Origin of the sequence: Thermanaerosceptrum fracticalcis (assembly GCF_000746025.2) — a bacterium.
GTDB lineage: Bacteria > Bacillota > Peptococcia > DRI-13 > DRI-13 > Thermanaerosceptrum > Thermanaerosceptrum fracticalcis.
The window spans coordinates 697,165-714,758 of the sequence record NZ_CP045798.1 but is presented as its reverse complement, the minus strand read 5'-3'; the positions used below and the strand labels follow the sequence as shown (position 1 = coordinate 714,758).

General features: G+C 42.4%; 11 protein-coding genes. All 11 read right to left on the bottom strand.

Features of this window, described 5'->3' with window-relative positions:
• Positions 1-10: 10 nt before the first annotated feature.
• Positions 11-1,081 (bottom strand): PD-(D/E)XK nuclease family protein, encoded by a 1,071-nt coding sequence (locus tag BR63_RS03665; protein WP_034424780.1) that lies wholly within the window; start codon positions 1,079-1,081, stop codon positions 11-13.
• A gap of 11 nt (positions 1,082-1,092) precedes the next feature.
• Positions 1,093-2,334, bottom strand: coding sequence for a helix-turn-helix transcriptional regulator (locus BR63_RS03660; protein WP_051966137.1), 1,242 nt, complete (start codon positions 2,332-2,334; stop codon positions 1,093-1,095).
• 8 nt (positions 2,335-2,342) lie between these two features.
• The gene (locus tag BR63_RS03655) at positions 2,343-3,287 is read right to left on the bottom strand and encodes a 3'-5' exoribonuclease YhaM family protein (protein WP_034424783.1); all 945 of its coding nucleotides are present in this window, start codon (positions 3,285-3,287) and stop codon (positions 2,343-2,345) included.
• A 50-nt stretch (positions 3,288-3,337) separates the two neighbouring features.
• On the bottom strand, positions 3,338-4,585 hold the full coding sequence (locus BR63_RS03650) for a vWA domain-containing protein (protein ID WP_034424786.1): 1,248 nt from the start codon (positions 4,583-4,585) through the stop codon (positions 3,338-3,340).
• A 94-nt stretch (positions 4,586-4,679) separates the two neighbouring features.
• The gene (locus BR63_RS03645; RefSeq protein ID WP_034424788.1) at positions 4,680-7,934 is read right to left on the bottom strand and encodes a UvrD-helicase domain-containing protein; all 3,255 of its coding nucleotides are present in this window, start codon (positions 7,932-7,934) and stop codon (positions 4,680-4,682) included.
• Entirely contained in the window at positions 7,927-11,013 is a 3,087-nt protein-coding gene (locus BR63_RS03640) for a PD-(D/E)XK nuclease family protein (RefSeq protein ID WP_051966139.1), read from the bottom strand. Before BR63_RS03640 ends, BR63_RS03645 begins: the two co-directional genes overlap by 8 nt.
• Before the next feature lie 61 nt (positions 11,014-11,074).
• On the bottom strand, positions 11,075-12,718 hold the full coding sequence (locus BR63_RS03635) for a UvrD-helicase domain-containing protein (RefSeq protein ID WP_034424789.1): 1,644 nt from the start codon (positions 12,716-12,718) through the stop codon (positions 11,075-11,077).
• Positions 12,719-12,862: 144 nt separating this feature from the next.
• Complete coding sequence (locus tag BR63_RS03630; protein WP_034424790.1) at positions 12,863-13,672, bottom strand: hypothetical protein; 810 nt, start codon at positions 13,670-13,672, stop codon at positions 12,863-12,865.
• 41 nt (positions 13,673-13,713) lie between these two features.
• Entirely contained in the window at positions 13,714-15,675 is a 1,962-nt protein-coding gene (locus BR63_RS03625) for an ATP-binding protein (RefSeq protein WP_207724760.1), read from the bottom strand.
• Positions 15,676-16,202: 527 nt separating this feature from the next.
• Positions 16,203-16,466, bottom strand: a complete 264-nt coding sequence (locus tag BR63_RS03620) for an ATP-binding protein (protein ID WP_034424792.1) — start codon at positions 16,464-16,466, stop codon at positions 16,203-16,205.
• Complete coding sequence (locus tag BR63_RS03615) at positions 16,463-17,593, bottom strand: metallophosphoesterase family protein (RefSeq protein ID WP_034424795.1); 1,131 nt, start codon at positions 17,591-17,593, stop codon at positions 16,463-16,465. Before BR63_RS03615 ends, BR63_RS03620 begins: the two co-directional genes overlap by 4 nt.
• Position 17,594: the final 1 nt, after the last annotated feature.

The following is a 17,594-nucleotide window of genomic DNA, read 5'->3' as shown; positions in this document are numbered from 1 at the left end:
TCGTTAAGTTCTACCTCGCCAGCCGAAAATCAATAACATGGTTCTTCCACAGTGTACACAGGCTAATTTCCCTGGCTGTGACGGTCTTTAGCTTGACAGAGTACCCTTGCGAACCCGTACCGTTCAAGAGTAGATATGACCGGGTCTGGAAGATGGAAAACACCCTGAAGTAGAAGGACAAAAGCGACCAGTTCTCAGGTCTGAGGACAAGCTCCCCGAGAAATTTTCGGACTGCATTCAATGTATCTTCTCCAGTCACGTAGCTTGCCTTGCGTTCCACATCCTTGCTGTCGGCGTAATGCTCAATTACCTCGGCGATCTTCATGACCTCATCCGCCGAGAGCTTCTTTAAGTCAATCTCCAACACTTTTGCGCCGCGTTTGGCTTTCTCTTCGCCCAATTCCTTCAACTCCTGCATGCGCTGTTGGGTATTGGGAAAATAGTAACCGAATTCCCGATCCAGAGTGTTAACCGCATACTTTGCCAGGTCCCTTTTGATCTTATCCGTTATCCATGTGCGTTGCAGAATGACAAGATGCTCTAGTGTGGGTGTGATGGTAGCAATCTTCTCGTCGATAAAGGCGTAGAAGTCGGGCCAGCTGACATGCGCAATCCGGCCGGGATAGTCCGTCTCTGCCCCGCGAAACTCCTCGACTGTTCCCGGCTGGGAGACGTCGGTTTTGTCCTGAAAGCACTGCTTATTAAACTGTGTCAGGTAGATGAAGTAGATATCCTGGCTGTCCTCGCTTTCTCTTGCTGCCTCGAAATAGGTCCCGATCTGGTTGAACTTGTAGCTGTCGTAGTCATGGACCTTAACCTCAATCAGCACAATAATCGACCTGCCAGATGCGTGTTTCAGCCTGATGTAGATATCGATGGCCCCCTTGCCTTTATACATCTTTTCACGTTCTATAGACTCCACCCGGTAATTCTGGGGATTTAACGGACCCAGGCCTTTTTTGTACATGTATGCTAAAAACTTAAGGCAGTTTTCTCCTTGGCGCAGAAACTCCATCAGGATGTAGCTACTGGATATTTCTGAATGAAAAATGGGAGTCAGTTCTTCAGGATTAAAATTCATTGATGCACCCCCTAAATACACGTATTGTTGTAAACCTTCACAATCCCCTCTACCGTTTTTAACACCTGCTCTCGCAGCTCCGACGGGGCCAGCACCTCCACCTTGTTCCCCCACTGCAAAAGCCAGCTGATGAATTCCACCGTACCCGTCAGGCAAAAGCGGACAACCACGGAACCGTCGGGCTTTTCTTCCAGGATCTCCTGGCTGGGGTGGTACTGGACTTTCTTCAGGCGGTAGCCCCCTTCCGGGGTGAAGCGCAGGATGGCTTCCACGACTTCTTCGTCCTGGATGACGCCCCAGCTGTCATGGGCATAATCGCTGACGGAGAAATCCCTGGGGTAGACAAAAGGCTTTTCTCTGTAGAGCAGGGCTTCTTCTACCTGGTCCAGGCGGAAATTGCGCAGTTCTCCTTTGTCCAGGCTTTTGCCGATTAAGTACCAGTTGTGATGCTTGCAGATCAGGCCGTAGGGCTCCACCAGGCGCTCCGTCGTCTCCAGGCGGTAGGCTACGAAGTATTTGATCTTTAATGTCAGGCCTTTATCCAGTCCTTCCAGGATGGTGAGAAAGCAGCGCCCCACCCGCTCCTGCTCATAAAGGCTTTGATCAACAATGTGGATGCGCTCCTCCAGCTTGTTCAGGGAAATATCCCGGATGCTGTAGCGGTTCTTGCTCAAGGAGGTCAGCAGGGCTTGCTTGATCTCGGTGATTCTGCCGGCAAGAGGCGTTCCCTTTTGCTGCAGCAGGCTGAGATAGATGAAGAGGGCTTTATCGGGGCTGACGGGAGGAAGGTAGGTGTTCTCCAACCTGTATCTGCCCTTCTTACCCGCAATTTTGTCCGGCCTGATTATTTTCACGCTTAGCTCCAGCTCAAGCTCACAGAGGTCCCTGTAGACGGTTCTCTCCGTAACTTCCAGCTTCTCCGCCAATTCCTGTAGTGTTGCTCCCCCCGCAGGAGTCCGCTGGTTTAAAATGTTGATGAGTTTGGCCAGACGGGCCGATTTGTTCATGTCCTTGCTGATCCTGACTCTGTTTTCAGTGTTATACTGTCGAACAGTTTCCCGACACAGCAGATTACCGTTGTGGCAAATCCGGCTCACATCAAGGGCCGCATCTGCAGACTCCAGATAAGTAAAGAGCGTCTTTTCGTTAATCCCCAACAGAGTGCATAACTCACCGGTTTCTACAATTCTGCCCTCTTTCAGTTGATCAACAATCCCCTGGTAGATGCGGATCTCCCGCTCCAGCCTGCTCATTTTCTCACCTACTTAAGATAGACATAACGATCCAATCCTTTTATCCATCCCGACCAGACCTGTCCCTCTCCTAAATCTTCTTTTACCTGGGTAAATTTATCTACCTTGGCATCAATCATATCTGCATAGTGGAGCAACATTGCTTCCAAAAACTTTGGCCTTTTGGGAGACTGCCACTCATACTCACCATGGTGGCTCACTATCATATGTATAATCTTCAGTTCTAAGTCTTTGGGGAAATCCGGTATCTGTTTAATTAAATCAACAACTATTTGCGAACCAAGGACAATATGACCTAGCAGACGACCCTGGTCCGTATAACCAATCATAAGATCGTAAGATAACTCAATCGTCTTCCCAATGTCATGAAGAATGGCCCCGGTAACTAACAAATCACGGTTAACATCTTTATATATATCGGCTAAACGAGTACATACCCTGACAACACCCAAAGTATGCTCCAATAGTCCTCCAAGATAGGCCTGATGGTGAAATTGGGCAGCAGGGGCACGGCAAAACAGTTTATATCTCACAGGATCATTAGTGATCATATTAAGTAAGTATTTTAGGTTTTTATCATTTATTGTTTCTATTACATCCCCTAGTTCAACCTGCATGATGCCAATATCCTTGGAAGAGACAGGCACCAATTCTTCGATAACATAACAGTCGCAGGGTATTAGGGAATTAACTTTGATCTGGATGTTCTCTCGATATGTTTCTACTTCCCCTTCCACTTTGGCAACAAGACATTCTCCCAAATGTGCTAGACAATCTTCGGCATTTTCCCAAAGAAAGGCCTCAATTTGCCCAGTCTTGTCGCCTAAGATCATATTAAGAAACTTTCCAGTCTTGTTTTTAAAGGGCAGTAGCCTCTTCGATTTGATCAGGAAAGGAGCAGATATTTTGCTCCCTTCCTTCATTTCGGCGATAAAAACTCTATCTTCATGCATATTCATCTCTCCCGCTTGCTTCTTTTCCCTAATTCCATTCTAATAGGTCTTTATCGTTTATTCCGGGAGACATAGCTGGCGTATTTCATTTCTTTGCGATTAATCGGACTATAACAATTCTCAGAGATAATCGTATAATTCGATTCCAAAGTTTGGATTTCCTGCAAAATCTCATCATCTTTCGTTCTATTGTACAGTTCTTGTAGTTTTTCTTGCTGATTCTTCAACACTCGCCCTGCTTCCGCTACATTGCCTTGGTCGGCCATTTTAATTGATTCTTCTTTAGCCTGAGCAGTTCGGTAAATCTCTACCTCTTTTAAGACCTGGATATCTACGCCTGAATTGATACTTTCCTGGTCATTGGAAACTTCAGCGCTGAGTGTGACATCATAATTGACAGTGGTCAGGTTCTCCAAAACATCGTCATAGCGAAATTTCACTTGTACCAACTGCGTCTTCCCCGCCACCTCCGGATTAACTAGCATTTCCACTAAAACAGTTTTGGTATCGCCTCCATACATATCTGGGAGCATAATTTTGACCTCAGGCCAACCTGCGGGCTCATAGCCAAGGATACCCATGATCTTAACCCCAGCCGCAGGAAGCAGAGCTAACTCCAGATTCTGACCTGTAATACTTAGCAGCCCCTGTAATTCCTGATCAAATATCTCAGGAATTCTGTCAGGGCTTCCGATGAAATAGAAGTTACCCCCTCCCCCTTCAGCCATGTCAACAAGCAAATCCTCCTGAAAATCTGATCCTACACCTAATGTTGATACTGTTATATTCCCAGCCTTAATCTCCTTGGTCTTTTCAACAAGCGCATGATGACTGGTAATTCCCTTATTAGCTATCCCATCGGTCAACAGGATCACACGGTTAACCTGCCCATCCTTCAGATTGGCCTTGACCTGCGCCGCTCCTTTCAATAAACCTCCGCTTAGATTAGTACATCCGCCGGTCACGATTCCGTTGACAGCCTGGCTTATTTGGTCCTTATATAATGCTTTCTCAGCAGGAACCAGAACCTCTACTTGGTCCTCGAAAGTTACCAGTGAGACAGTATCTTTAGCCTCCAGGTGCTCAAGAGCAAACTTCACGGCTTTTTTGGTGTAATCCAACTTTTTCCCTTCCATGGAACCTGAACGATCCAATACGAAACTTACATTTAGAGGAAGTCGCTTTGCATTCTCAAATCTGGGTTGCTTCAGCCGGATCATCAGGTAAACCACTTGGCAACTACCGGGTTTTAGGTATTTGTGGCTTAAAGATAACTCCATACCCATTTTCTCATTCATATAAAAAACACCTCCTGTACTCTCTAAGATAAGAATACACGAGGTGACTGACAGTAGATTGTCAGTATGATTTTTGCAAATGACAACATTTTTGTCAGCAACTATAGACAACCCTGTTTTCTTGAAGGAATGTAAAGTAAATTTCCCCTTTTTTAACGTTTTCTCCACTCAGTTGCTGCCAAACATTACAGTAAATTGCTACCTGAGTTGAATACTCTTTCTCCAGCAATTGAAAGTCTTCCTGGTTCTCAGGCCGGTCTGTCTTAAAGTCAACGATAACCCAACCCTCGGATTCTTTTATTGCAAGGTCAATAACACCAGAAAGAACCACGGGTTCATTATTCTTTGCCTTTAGATAGCTATATACTGGACTGTCATTGGTAATCTTCGTAGTAAAGGGGATTTCTGTAAGGGTTTGTTCCGCTTTTTGAATTCTCTGCCACAGCAGAGAGTTTTTAAATTTGTCTAAGAAATCCAGTATCTCACCTTTTCTTTCCAGAGGTAAAGAGTATTCCTCCAGTGTTAGTAAGATCTGTGTGTCTATGTCGTTACAGCCTTTTATCATCTGCTCCAAAACCTTGTGGATTGCGCTGCCCCAATCCTGTCCTCCACCGCTTTTTCTCAATATTTGAGCCTTATCTTCATCTACTTTTATTCCCGTGGGGGAAGATAAGATAAAACTCGGTTTGGCGAGAACAGCCGTACGTTGCGTTAATTCAGTTTGTACCTTTTCCAGATGAGAGGGTATCACATCTTCCTTGCCTAAGGACTGGACAATGCTATAACCCTTATCTATTTCTGGCAGCCAAAGGCTCTCTACCTGCTCCTCATTGTCCAGCAAAGGAAGCCATGGATTTAAGTTTTGCTTTTTAGGATTGAGGCACCTGCTGACAACAAGGAGGTTTTTAGCCCTGGTAGCAGCAACGTATAATAGGCGCATTTCTTCCGCATCGGCATAGTTCTGTTCCTCAGATGCAAATTCATCCCATAGCCTGGGTTGGGCGATAACTTCCTTATTAAAATTCCCTTTAGGCCGTGTAAAGATGAAATAGCCTTGTGAACTGCCATCTACTCTTTTGACATGAGCATCAGGGGGTATGTTGGGATTCTTTGCAGGGTTGGCCAAAAACACAACCGGGGCTTCTAAACCCTTAGCCTTATGGAGATTCATAATTCGTACCGAATCTCCTTCATCTGCAAGCAAGTTTAATTCTTCCTCCACACCCATTTCCAGGATGGCTCCAAATTGTTCCACCATCTTAGAATAGCTTGAAGCTTCAGTGCTCTCTATTCTCCGGATATATTCAAGAATCTGATATGGATATCCGGAGCGGCTCTTGCTTAGGGGTTGAGTTAAAGCATAGGGAATTAGGCCTAGTTCGTCAATAATTTTTTCTAATGCCACAGCCGGAGTGTATCTTCTGGTAAAACCGTAGAATTCTGTTAACTTTTCATAGGAATAAAAGAAGATATCTTTTACCCTTTCGTCCAACTCCGCGGGGACGGGTGCAAATATATTGAAGATCCCCCCCGCCTCTTTAAAAGAGTATAAGTCAGCATCACTAATCCCAAAGAAGAGCCCTCTTAAGACTGCTACCGTATGCACCTGGTTTTGAGGATCGGCAAGGGCTTTCAGCAGTTGCAAGAGTTCATGGATTTCTTCGGTCTGTTTAAGGGAACTACCCCCGGCAATACTGACAGGTATTCCATATTTTTCTAACGCCCTGGCGTATACATCCATAGCCTCTTTATACCTGAGAAGAATCATGAAGTCTTTGGGTCTGGGGGTTCTTCTCAATCTAACATTTCCATCAATAGCCCATCTGATATACCTGGCTATGAATTCAGCTTCTATAGGAATAACCTCGTCCTTATTGCTATATTCCTCAGGAATATCTAAAACTCTTATTCCTGATTCGGTTCCTTCCTCATCAGGCTTGATGGTATCAAATGAGGTAAAGCTGGCCTGGTAGCAGCTTCCTTCAGAGGGTAAAAGCTTTTTGAATACAGGATTAAGCCACCGCCCCAGAGAATTTACAGACCGGAAATTAGCGGTAAGGTGTAATACCTCTCCCCCACTTTGTAGAATGAGTTTCTTAACCAGGTTATAGATATCTATATCGGCCCTGCGAAAACGGTAAATGGATTGTTTAGGATCTCCCACGACGAACAAAGAACCTGGCCTGGGTTTCAACTTCTGCCATTCCTGTTCATTTGCATTTTCTCCGGTCAGGTAAAACATGATTTCCGATTGAATCGGGTCGGTATCCTGGAACTCATCCACCAGAAGGCAACGGTATTTCTGTTGAAAGTATTGTCGTACTTCAGGATAAGACTTGAGCAGCTGGGCAGTTTTCATTAACAGGTCTTCAAAGTTTAAAACAGAGTGTTTTTCCCTAAACCTGCTGTAGTATTGGACAGCAGGCAGCAAGAATTGAACAACATTGCCATGACAATATTCGCGCCACTGGCGAAGGAGTGGTTGTATTATCTCCCTTGCCAAAAGAGCGAATTCGTCTCTGAATTGTTTTCCTTGAGCAGTTGTTAACCACAACTTTTGAGTTACACTAGGTTCTTTTTCAAAGATAGAAAGCAGTTTAATTGCATTTTTATCTTGAGCCATGTCAAAATACTTTATATATCTACTTGCTCTCTTTACCGCTTCCTGCAATTTGTCATACCTGTTTTCATGGGGAGGATAGGGGATCGCAACTCTCGCCCTTTCAACCAAGGAAACTAGCCTGTCAATTGGCTCCTTCAAGTCCGGTTTTCCAGTCTTTTGGTATACTATAGCAACATCTGGGTAAGCACTCAGTTTTTCGAATCCTGTTTTAAGTTCAGCTAGACTAATGCCTAGTTTATCAAACAGTTCAAGATAGTAAGGTTCCTTTATCTTTACTTCCAGGATGTAACTATCCCAGGCTTTGTCCCTCCAAATCCTGTTTTCAACCTCGTCTAATTCTGCAAATTCAGGATCTAATCCGGCCTCCACGGGTCGTTCACGCAAAAGCTTGGCGCAAAAGGCATGGATAGTGCCGATATAACACTGGTCCAAGTCTAAAAGTGCCTGAGCCAGCCTCTCTTTCTGTACAGTATCGCAATTTAGGTTATAAGCTTTTTCTAATTCTGTTTGAAAACGCTCACATAGTTCCGCAGCGGCCTTACGGGTGAAAGTTATAGCGGCAATCTCGTGTACTTTACAATGGCCTTCTTTGATTAAACCAAGCATTCTTTTGACAAGGCTGGCCGTTTTGCCCGAACCGGCACCCGCTTCTACAAGCAGATTCTTACCCAGTTCGGTTTCAATTTTGGCACGTTCACGATAATCAGGAGGTGTCATTCTACTCATAATCCTCCAACCTCCTTACCTTTTCCAACTGTGGATTACAAGGGGCTATAAGCTTAGCTTCCACAACCGGTGCAAATAATTCCCTGCGGCACACTTCTGGATAATCACAAAATTTACAATGTTTGTCTTCAAACGACATGATAAAAGCGCCAGCATGGAGAATGTCACACAAGACTTCAATGATCTCCAGAAGTCTTTCCCGCAAGTGGTATTTCCGGACAATCCTTTGCCCTTCACCTTTCAGGGTTGGAAATACATAAACACCTTCTTCCACACGAGGGCTTGTAAACAAACCGTACTGAGAAAGGATTTTTTCTGCGGCCATAGCATAGAGAGTATGCTGCAATTGGGTACCACGCTGAAAAGGCTTGCCTTCTTCAAAAACATAAGTGCTCCCCGACTTATAGTCCAGTACCCGGAATACTTGATCACCAACCTGGTCTACTCTGTCTATCCTACCACGAAGATAGAGCCCCTCGCCGTTGGGGAGTTCTAAATATACCGGACCAATTTGGCCCAGTCCGGGAGTTTCCTCTGCGTTAACTCCAAAACTCAGTTCAAAAAAGCGAGGGTCTGCTCCCTGGCATTCTTCTTCCTCACTGGCCAGAAACACCCGGCAGGAATCTTGGATTTCGCGGGATTCCAATTCATAAATAACACTGCTTGGCGGAGGAAGCATCTCCTTTTGCTTGCTTAACAATTCGCTGGCTATTTCATACATTAAGGCTTGGTGTTTCCCCAACTGTGGTTTTTCTTTCCTGTCAATAAGTTTCATATAAAATTGTTCAAAAATACTGTGTAACAAAGAGCCCCTGGCAGCAGCATCAAGCCAAACTCCCGGGTCAAATGCCAGTTCTTCCGGCGGGCTTATCCTCAGTATATATTTCAGGAAATAAGCAAAGGGACACTTAGCCAGGTCCTCAAACTGGGTCGCTGAAAGTACCAGTTGATGATTTTTTCGGGGATCTAAGGAAACGTTACTATTAATTAGGCCGTCATAGGATGTATATAGATGATTCCTTCTGGCTTCCCAGGCTTTGAGGCCGTTTTCCCAGTGCCTGTAGCAAGAAACTAAAGATCTTTCCGGTTCTTTTATACCTCCAGCCACAAAATTTAGGTTTAGCCAGTATTCGGTCGGATCTAGAACATCCGCAAGATTCCTGGGAACGAAAGCCTTCTTTTCGGTAAAGGCTAATAAGAGTTGAGAATAGTCCTTAGTTTTTTCTCCGGTTTTTAACCGGTAATATTGCATCAAAAGCGGTGAAGGGAAAACATCTCTATTTTCAACAGTATCAAAGGAGGAATAACTTAACGTTACATTTCCGGGAAGAGCGGATAATAATTGGACCATGTCGTAAAGGTTTTCTCTAACCTGGTATTTTCTTTGCAAGAACCCTAACCCCATATTTTGTCGTTCTATATCAAGCAGGATCGGGTCTTCTCTCAATTGCCCGGGAAACTTATGGGCATCCAGACCAACCACGAAGGTATTCTCCCGAAATACCCAGAGCCCTTGACGGTAGCCTGTGACATGGATAGCACCTGGCTTGGGGTTTGATCTGCCAACTCTGATCCCGGAAACTAGATCTTCTAATCTCTTTATTGCTTCTTCAAGGCTCATTTCTTCATTGGCCGTTGCCGACATTAAACTCAATTCGTCTATAATAATTTTCTTAGCTGCACCATCAATATCTCCTGTGATATTGCCGAATGTCTCAACAATACCTGTCACTCCATGCAAAAATGCAGCATAGTCTACCCTGTTGTTTATCTCTTCCGGTAACAATACAAAAATTTTTTCCATAAACTCTTGGAGCCACTTTGCATTTTCAAGAAGCCTGATGTTTTTTTCTTTTTTATTTTGTTCTTGTGCTTTACCGACCTTTTCTTCATAGCTCCCGGAAAGTATCGCTAATTGTTGGTTGTAGCGTTCTCTTCCCCAACCTATTCCTGCATTTCTGAGCAAGGCAATTATTGTAGAATTAGAAGGGGCGGCTTTCTCATCATCTACCCTGAAATCACCATTGTTAATCAAGGATATCAGCAGGGAAACATCGTAATTATTCCCGATCCATTCTAATAAACCAAAAAATAATCTGCCGGGACGGCTGTTTATAATGCCTATACCTTCACCAAAGGTCATAGGTATGTTATATTGCTGGGATAGGTCGTAAAAAAGCTGTACGTATGGCTCTTGGGATGTATAGCTAATCGTTACTTCATCAAGTAGTAATTGATTTTTTATAATCCTGCGCAAGACTTCTTTAACCTCGTTCGTTTCACCATAAGCATGGAACAAATCGGTTGAGTTATCATTAAAAGGGGCTGGAGCATGATCCATGTCATACAACCAGGACAAGCGATCTTTATCGGTTTTTACATCTATCTTTCCTTCTTGGCCTGATAAAACTATACATTTCTCCGGCTTATTCAGTCCCTGTACAGGAGCAAATTCCAATACCTGATAACCGGAAGTGCTAAGCTTTTCCAGAAATAGTCTTTCCATGGGGTAAAGCTTAAGATTTTCAGGTAGTAGATACAATACTTCCTTACCCTTGGATAAGATGTCTTCAGTCATGGCTGTTTTCAATAGGTCTGCTGCATCAATAAAACCGTTCCTTTGTAGGGTTTCCTCATACGCTTTAAAGATTAGATTAAAATCAGCCCCCTTTTGAGGGTTAACAAACATATCATCTTTAATATCTGTATAGTTAATCCCGGCTAACTTCAGCTCGTTTATGGCAGAGTATATTGACCTGCTAATACCAGGCGTTATGTCAAGTTGCGTAAAATAATTGAGTTTCTGCTGGAAAGAGAGATCTTTTAACACTCGCAAAAGTAAATAATTTCCCAAATTCTCAGGTATTAACGTTAATCTTCGGCGGTAAAGAGACAGTTTTAATAAATCTTCGGCGAGTGAAAAAAGAGTATCGGGTTTAAGATTAAGACAGCTACAGCCCTGTCTCGCAAAAGCCTGCAGTATCTGTTGCCCCGCAGAATGAGAGGGAACTATAAGGACTTTCTCTTCAAAACGGTACTCTTCACATTTTTTATTAAGGGAAGTCAAGAAGTTTCTCATATTTACCCCCGTTTAATCTGCTTTTAAAATAATTCTTACCATAGCTGCTGACAGCAGATTGTCAGCAGCTTTTAACTCTTTTCCAGTTTTCTTCATAAAAAACATAGAGTAAAAATTTTGCCCTGGAGCCGCCTACATAAATATCAGCATCGGTACAGACAAGACTGTCCCGTTTCACACCAATAAGAAAGACTATGTCTGACTCTAATCCTTTAAAAGCCCGTATCGTTGAAAACCTGATGGCATTGGCATTATTAGTTTCTATTCCCGCCAGATGCCACTCTTTCAGTTTATCTATTCCTGCCAGGCTGCTTTTTTCTTTAGTATGAGGAGATAGTATAGTGATTCTTTTCAGTTGAACACCTTGGCTGACCAGCCGTCCTATCTCATTTTCGATCAGCTTTTTTTCTTCCTGAAGGGATGTCCATTTAAAAAAAACAACAGGTAACCCCCCTGGAATAGCGCTTTTTAATTGATCCCCAGGAACGTACTCCCCAATCCACTTATTTATTTCCTCTGTGTTGCGCAGGTTTCTAGTGAGCCGGTGTTTGGAAATTGGAATGCTTTTTATTCTCTCGATCTCTTGATTAAATATGCTCTGATTCGGATCGGCAAAGATATAGAATTCCCCATTCTTTTTCACCATGGTTTCTAAGCACGTTATCCAGTGTTCTTTAAAATCCTGGCCCTCATCCACAATTATTGAATCAAATTTCCTTTCTTCGGATAAGTCAATGAAATGATCGAAAGCCAAGGATGGTAACGTTTCATCAAAATAATGCCGCAGTTCCTCGGGTGTTTGGGGTACTGGCAGTTCATGCCCATTTTCTCTTAAATAATCATCCAGAAAAGTATGAAAGTTTTTCGTGGTAACGGTAGAAGACAGACTGTTAAACATTAAATTGGCAAGGTTCTTATTATAGCATGTTAATAATACCTTCCTGCCTTTTTTAGCAAGCCTTCTGGCCTTTTCCATGGCTAGAAAGGTCTTGCCAGAACCTGCGCCGCCGAAAAATATCTTGCGCTTGTCCAGCTCAGTCTCATCCAAGATTCTTTCCTGCTCTTCAGTGAGAATTCTGTGGGTTTTCTGATTATGCATCTCAATTTTATCTTCGAGTTTGGCAAAGACCTTAAAGCTGGGTGCAAGTATCTTATTAATGAGAGTATCAACTGCCTCCTTCAGGTATCTGATATCTTTAGCACCGAATAAGTCTAAAATTTTGTCTTCAAGCCTATCTAAATCATTAAAGAGAATAATGCTGTTTGGGTCCAGATCGGACGGGAGTTGGCCGGTAATCTTGTTGCACTCAGGAAAGCAGATTGCGTATTTAATCTTCAGGGGGAAATTTTTCCCTGTTCTCTCGGTGTATTGTTTCAATATAGCAAACATGGCTTGTTGGGCTTGTTGAACCGGATTCTTGTGAAGAGGCTGGTATCCGTACTTTTTTAACTCATGCCAGGTACCGTCGATATAAGCTATTTCACCCTGTTTCACTTCTACAACAACAAACCCTAAGCTGCCGTGGACAATAACAAAGTCAGCTTCTCTGATTTGCTCTTCATATTTATCCAATTCATCACCTTTGTACTTATATGAATAAAGCACTGCATATTCCTCAGGCAGTTGGCTCGCTGCTAAATAAAAAGCTCTTTCCCCTTCATTAGCAATGGTACCCGGATCAATGTCAGGAATAAGTTTAGCCATGGCCAATCCCCCCGATTTGCATGGTAGTGTTTAAACAATATAATACTTCATGCTGGCTATATTTCCCTTCTTAGCTATTCACTTTCTAATCTATTAAAAGGAAAAAGTAGCAGCATAAATCGCTACTACCGGTAACACTGTCATTTATAAACCTATTAAATAATGGTTTTTCTTGGGATGCCATGAAATAAAATTATACAGCGGCAAAAGCTTAGCAAACTCACCTTTTAGGTAATTTAGAATGTTATGGTTATTATTAATATCGTTAGGTTCATGAGTCTTTTCAATGCTTATAGAGCAAGACTTCTTTAAATTTTTGAACTCACGCATCATCTTAACAAAATCTCTTCCATCAGTAAAAATCAAAGAATCTTCGTAGGGGTATGGATATATATAAAACTCATAACCTTCCTCTGCAATACTATCAAGCAGCTGATAAAACTCACTCTCTAAGTGCAAATCCTTAATCTTCTCTATTAAGTTGTACTGTTCAATCCAACCCTTTTTATCAATGTACAGATTAATCCACCAATAATCACTATTCAATCCTATCTGCAACTGCGTTACACAATAGAATGCCAGCGCGTCTCTCTCGCCTAAGTTTGTTATTTCTTTAAATACGCCAGCCCTTCTTGCAAGATCTTGAACCAATGACCTTTCTTTCCCGTAGCCCATCCGTAAATAATCTACCCACCCACCGTTTGCAGCAGGATAAGGCCAATAAACATTTGTTAAATGCTGCAATTGCCAGTGAGGGTATAGTTTATTTGTTTGAAAAAAATCCTTTAAACCATTTCCACTTTGGTGATCAAAATGTAATACCTTAAACCGATTATCAACTACGTATTGTCTAGCTGCAATTACACGATCATCTTCGGATTGAGCTAGAGATTCGTCAAAAGCTTTAAAATCTGAATCTACGAAAAACCTGCTCTTATTTCTAAAAAAAACCACTTTATCCCCTCTTCCACTACTTGTTAGAAATAAGCTTATGTTTAAATATTAATATAATTAAATTCTTTACCTTGTAATATTTCCGCTTCCCTCCGGTGACAGGTAAACAATAACACTTGGTGTTGTTCAGCGTATTCTAATAGATATTCGAGCACCGAAGCCAACCGTTCATCATCGTATTGGACAAATGTATCATCAAGTATTAAGGGGAGTTTTATGTCACTGTCATACGCCAAACCGATGATACCTAACCTAAGGGCAAAATAAACTTGGTCCAGGGTTCCATTACTAAAGAATTCAAGTTCTCTATCCCATTGAGTATCATCCTTGATAGTTATACTGTAATTCTCAGCTACTCCCACATCACTATATTTGCCCCGTGTGATTTTTTTGAGAATACTTCCTACGTTATTATTCAGAATGGGGCCGAAACTGTTTTGCAGTTCCTCAAACGATTCTGACAGCATGTTTTTTGCTAAATCCAGAGCCTCAAGTATTTCCTCGTACTGCTTAATTTGTTGTGTAACTAACTCCAGCTCTTCTTCAATCGTTGCTATATCCCGTAAATCTTTAAACCTGTTACTAATCCCGCTTTCCAGACCGGTTATTTTTTTTGCAATATCAAGCCTCTCTTCGTTCAGTTCCTTCAACTTCAATTCAAGATCCTCTTCATCTTCTATGTCGTGCTCGTTACCATCTTGAGCCTTATATTCTTCAGCTGTTGCGGCAATATCCACCATACTCCTGCCTGCTAACCGTTCCTGATAATTCTTTTTATTGGTCTCAATTCGAATTGTCAGTTCTTTTTTCCTGGTTAACTTTACCTCAAACTCTTTTATTAACGTTTCTGCTTTACCAATAGCTTCCCTGCCGACAAGCTCCAAATGGAGCTTCTCACAAATAGCTTTTTCAATTTCTCTCATCATAGAGAAAAGCTTATCTACTCTGTTTTTTAAGTTTTCAATTTCTCGCCGAATATTTTCCTTAGAGTTGATATGCTCGGAAAACTTCTTAAGCTTTTCATTAAAATCATTTACGGAGTTACAGCCAGTCAACGCGAGGATATTTTGTAAATAATCAGTGCTTTCTTTCAGCTGGCTGCGAAGTTCTTCCTCTTCTTCCGGAGAAAATTGGTCTGTACGATCACGAATTTTAGCTTCAATAATAGTTATCTCGTTATTTACTAACACAAACCCTCTCTTCAGGGCCGCAAACTGCTGACTGTCCGATGCCCCAAATCGCTGATAGACAGTAGATAGATCGGCAGTCACCTTTTCCAGCTCTTTCTTCAGACTATCACTTTGGCCAGCGGTAGAAAGCCGCTTCTCAATTTCAGCCAAGGCAGCTTTTTGTTTTTTTGCCTGGGAGAATCCATAGAAACCTGCAATTGCACCAAATAAGGAGACAACGTAACTAACGGGATGGAAAACCAAGCCTATGATTATCCCGGCTACAACAGCTACAAGACCGGAAACAATAAAGATTTGTGCGCTCTTTAATTTATCACTTATAATATCACGTCTGAGGGTATCGACCTGAGAATCTTTTTTCTGTTCGTCTTCGAGCTTTCGCTTTAATTCTTCTTTCTTCGCTATCTCCTCCTCTTCCGCTGGAGTTAATTCGTAGAACGCAGTCAACAATCCCAGACCTGACTTTTTTATCACGAGCTGCTGTTCCAGCTCTTCTTTTTCTTTACGTTGCTTTTCGAACAGGGATAGCTTTTCTGTTAGTGTTTCTTTATTTTTCTCTTTAAGGATCACTTGTGCTCCGGTATTATCCGCAAGTCCTTCGAAACCTGGGAACCCGCCCAGGACGGCTTCAATCTTTTCCAGCTCCAGAGATTTCTCCTTAAGTTCTTTTTCCAGTTCCTTGGCCTGTTTATCTTTATTTTGCCAGTCAATTAAGTTAGTCTGTACTTCCTGCAAAAATTGCGAGTCGACCAAGCTATCTCCACACAACAAATGCTCATCAATTTGTTCTAAATCTTTCTGCAGGGAATTCAATTCTTCCTGGTATTTCCTAAGTTCCTCATATTCTAAGTACTGTTTGTGCTTTTTAAGAATGATCCTTTTCTCTTCAAGATCAGCTGTTTTTTTCTGCAGATCAGCTTTTCTTTCCTGAAGATTATTTAACTCCGACTGATCAGCAATATTCTCATTATGGAGGTTCTGGACCTTTTCCTTTTCATTGCGTAATTTAAACTGCAGATTACGTAAACTGTCCAACTTACCATTGCCTGAGCGGATGGTGATTTTTTTCCGTTCTTTGTCTAAACTAGTTAAGGCCTTTTGCAAGGATACTTGTTCCTCGCCGGTTTGTTGCAAGTTCATAAGGCGGGCCATTATCTCATCATCTCTGTCGGGAGAAACAGTACAGCCAAGCTGTGGAACGTAAATAGTCCTGGTAAATGCCGCTTCTCCAAGACCCAGGATAACCTCGCCTGGGCTGGTCCTTTCATAACTGGGTATCCGTCGACCGGTTAGAACATCTGAAACATTTAGGGTACGATCATTCCCCAGTTTACGTTTAATTACAAATTCACGTTTTTTTCGTCTCTGAAATACAGCTCCCCTTCACCGAAATCTCCATTCCAGGGTTGAAACCTTAAACGGTCATTTTCTCTGATATCTCTTTTGCGCGAAGTCATTCCATAGAGCATGGCCTTAATAAAAGCGAGTATTGTTGTTTTGCCGGCTTCGTTAGCACCATAGACAACATTCAGTTTTTCTCCGAACTCAACTTTAAGATCATTTACCTTTCCAAAATTCTTAATTCTTAGCTTGGTAATTATCATTCTATCCCTGCCTCCCCCTGTTCGAGTATGCGCAGGCCATATTTTAATGCCAATTCAGCTTTTCTACGATCAGCTTGATCCTGGGTTTGCCGAATTTGTTCCAGCATTTTCTTGACGAAGACGCCTCTAAGTGTAAAATCATTTGCCAGCAATTCAGAATCAACCCTGGTTGTAGTCTCATCCTCAACCTTAAGAAAATAAAACTGATCCTCTAATTTTTCTTTAATCACCGAGGTATTTAACATAAAATCCTCTGGAATCTCTCCCTGCAGGATTACTTTAAACAGGTTTTTGCCCGGTTCCAGGACAGATGCTTTTTCCAGGGTGCTTACTCCTATTTCCTCATAAGTCTTACAACTGCTTATATCTATTTTAAGTTCAAAATATTTTCTTTTACTGATACTCTTAAATACTACATTACAGCTACCCTTGCGAAGCTCCCCGAGGAGTATCCCCTTGTCTCCCAGTTCGTCAAAAGCTCTGCCCTCGGGACAACCACAGTAAGCCCAGGATGTGTCATCCATTTTAGCAATATTTGTATAGGAATGCCGGTGGCCAAGAGCCAGGTAATCCAGTCTGCTTTCCTTGATTTCTTCAGGGGTTATGGGGTTGTAGTCGCTGCACTGCCCAGGTTGGACAACGTCTCCATGAAGAGTCATAATATTAAGTTTCGTGGAATCATCCACAGAGAATCCTTTCAATAAAGAATCCTGCTGGTGCGGCCTGATAAATCCTCTGCCATAGACACATGTATTAAGTTCTTGTATCTCTACCTTTTCTAGTGTGTTCTTAAAAATATGAATATTTTCCGGCCACTGAACCAGCTGATAATAGGAATTTTCATTGTACGGATCGTGGTTGCCTGGTGAAATAAATACCCGTACTTCCGGTATTTCGCGCAGTTTACTGATAAGGTAATCAATAGTCATGCGGCTAACCATTTGGTTATCAAAAAGATCACCGCATAATAACATGATGTCTACTCGTTCCTGCCTTGCGAGATTTACCACCCTGCCGAAGGTTTCTCTCAGATCTTCCTTCCGCTTCTCGGCTACTGTGCCTGAAAGTTCACGAAATGGAGTATCGAAATGGAAGTCTGCACAATGCAGTATTTTTACCGGTTTCAAT

Bases quoted from the DNA above. Each gene is read 5' to 3' on its own strand.
- BR63_RS03640 (WP_051966139.1), bottom strand. From the start codon at position 11,013: ATGAGAAACTTCTTGACTTCCCTTAATAAAAAATGTGAAGAGTACCGT.
- BR63_RS03660 (WP_051966137.1), bottom strand. From the start codon at position 2,334: ATGAGCAGGCTGGAGCGGGAGATCCGCATCTACCAGGGGATTGTTGAT.
- BR63_RS03620 (WP_034424792.1), bottom strand. From the start codon at position 16,466: ATGATAATTACCAAGCTAAGAATTAAGAATTTTGGAAAGGTAAATGAT.
- BR63_RS03665 (WP_034424780.1), bottom strand. From the start codon at position 1,081: ATGAATTTTAATCCTGAAGAACTGACTCCCATTTTTCATTCAGAAATA.
- BR63_RS03635 (WP_034424789.1), bottom strand. From the start codon at position 12,718: ATGGCTAAACTTATTCCTGACATTGATCCGGGTACCATTGCTAATGAA.
- BR63_RS03645 (WP_034424788.1), bottom strand. From the start codon at position 7,934: ATGAGTAGAATGACACCTCCTGATTATCGTGAACGTGCCAAAATTGAA.
- BR63_RS03655 (WP_034424783.1), bottom strand. From the start codon at position 3,287: ATGCATGAAGATAGAGTTTTTATCGCCGAAATGAAGGAAGGGAGCAAA.
- BR63_RS03650 (WP_034424786.1), bottom strand. From the start codon at position 4,585: ATGAATGAGAAAATGGGTATGGAGTTATCTTTAAGCCACAAATACCTA.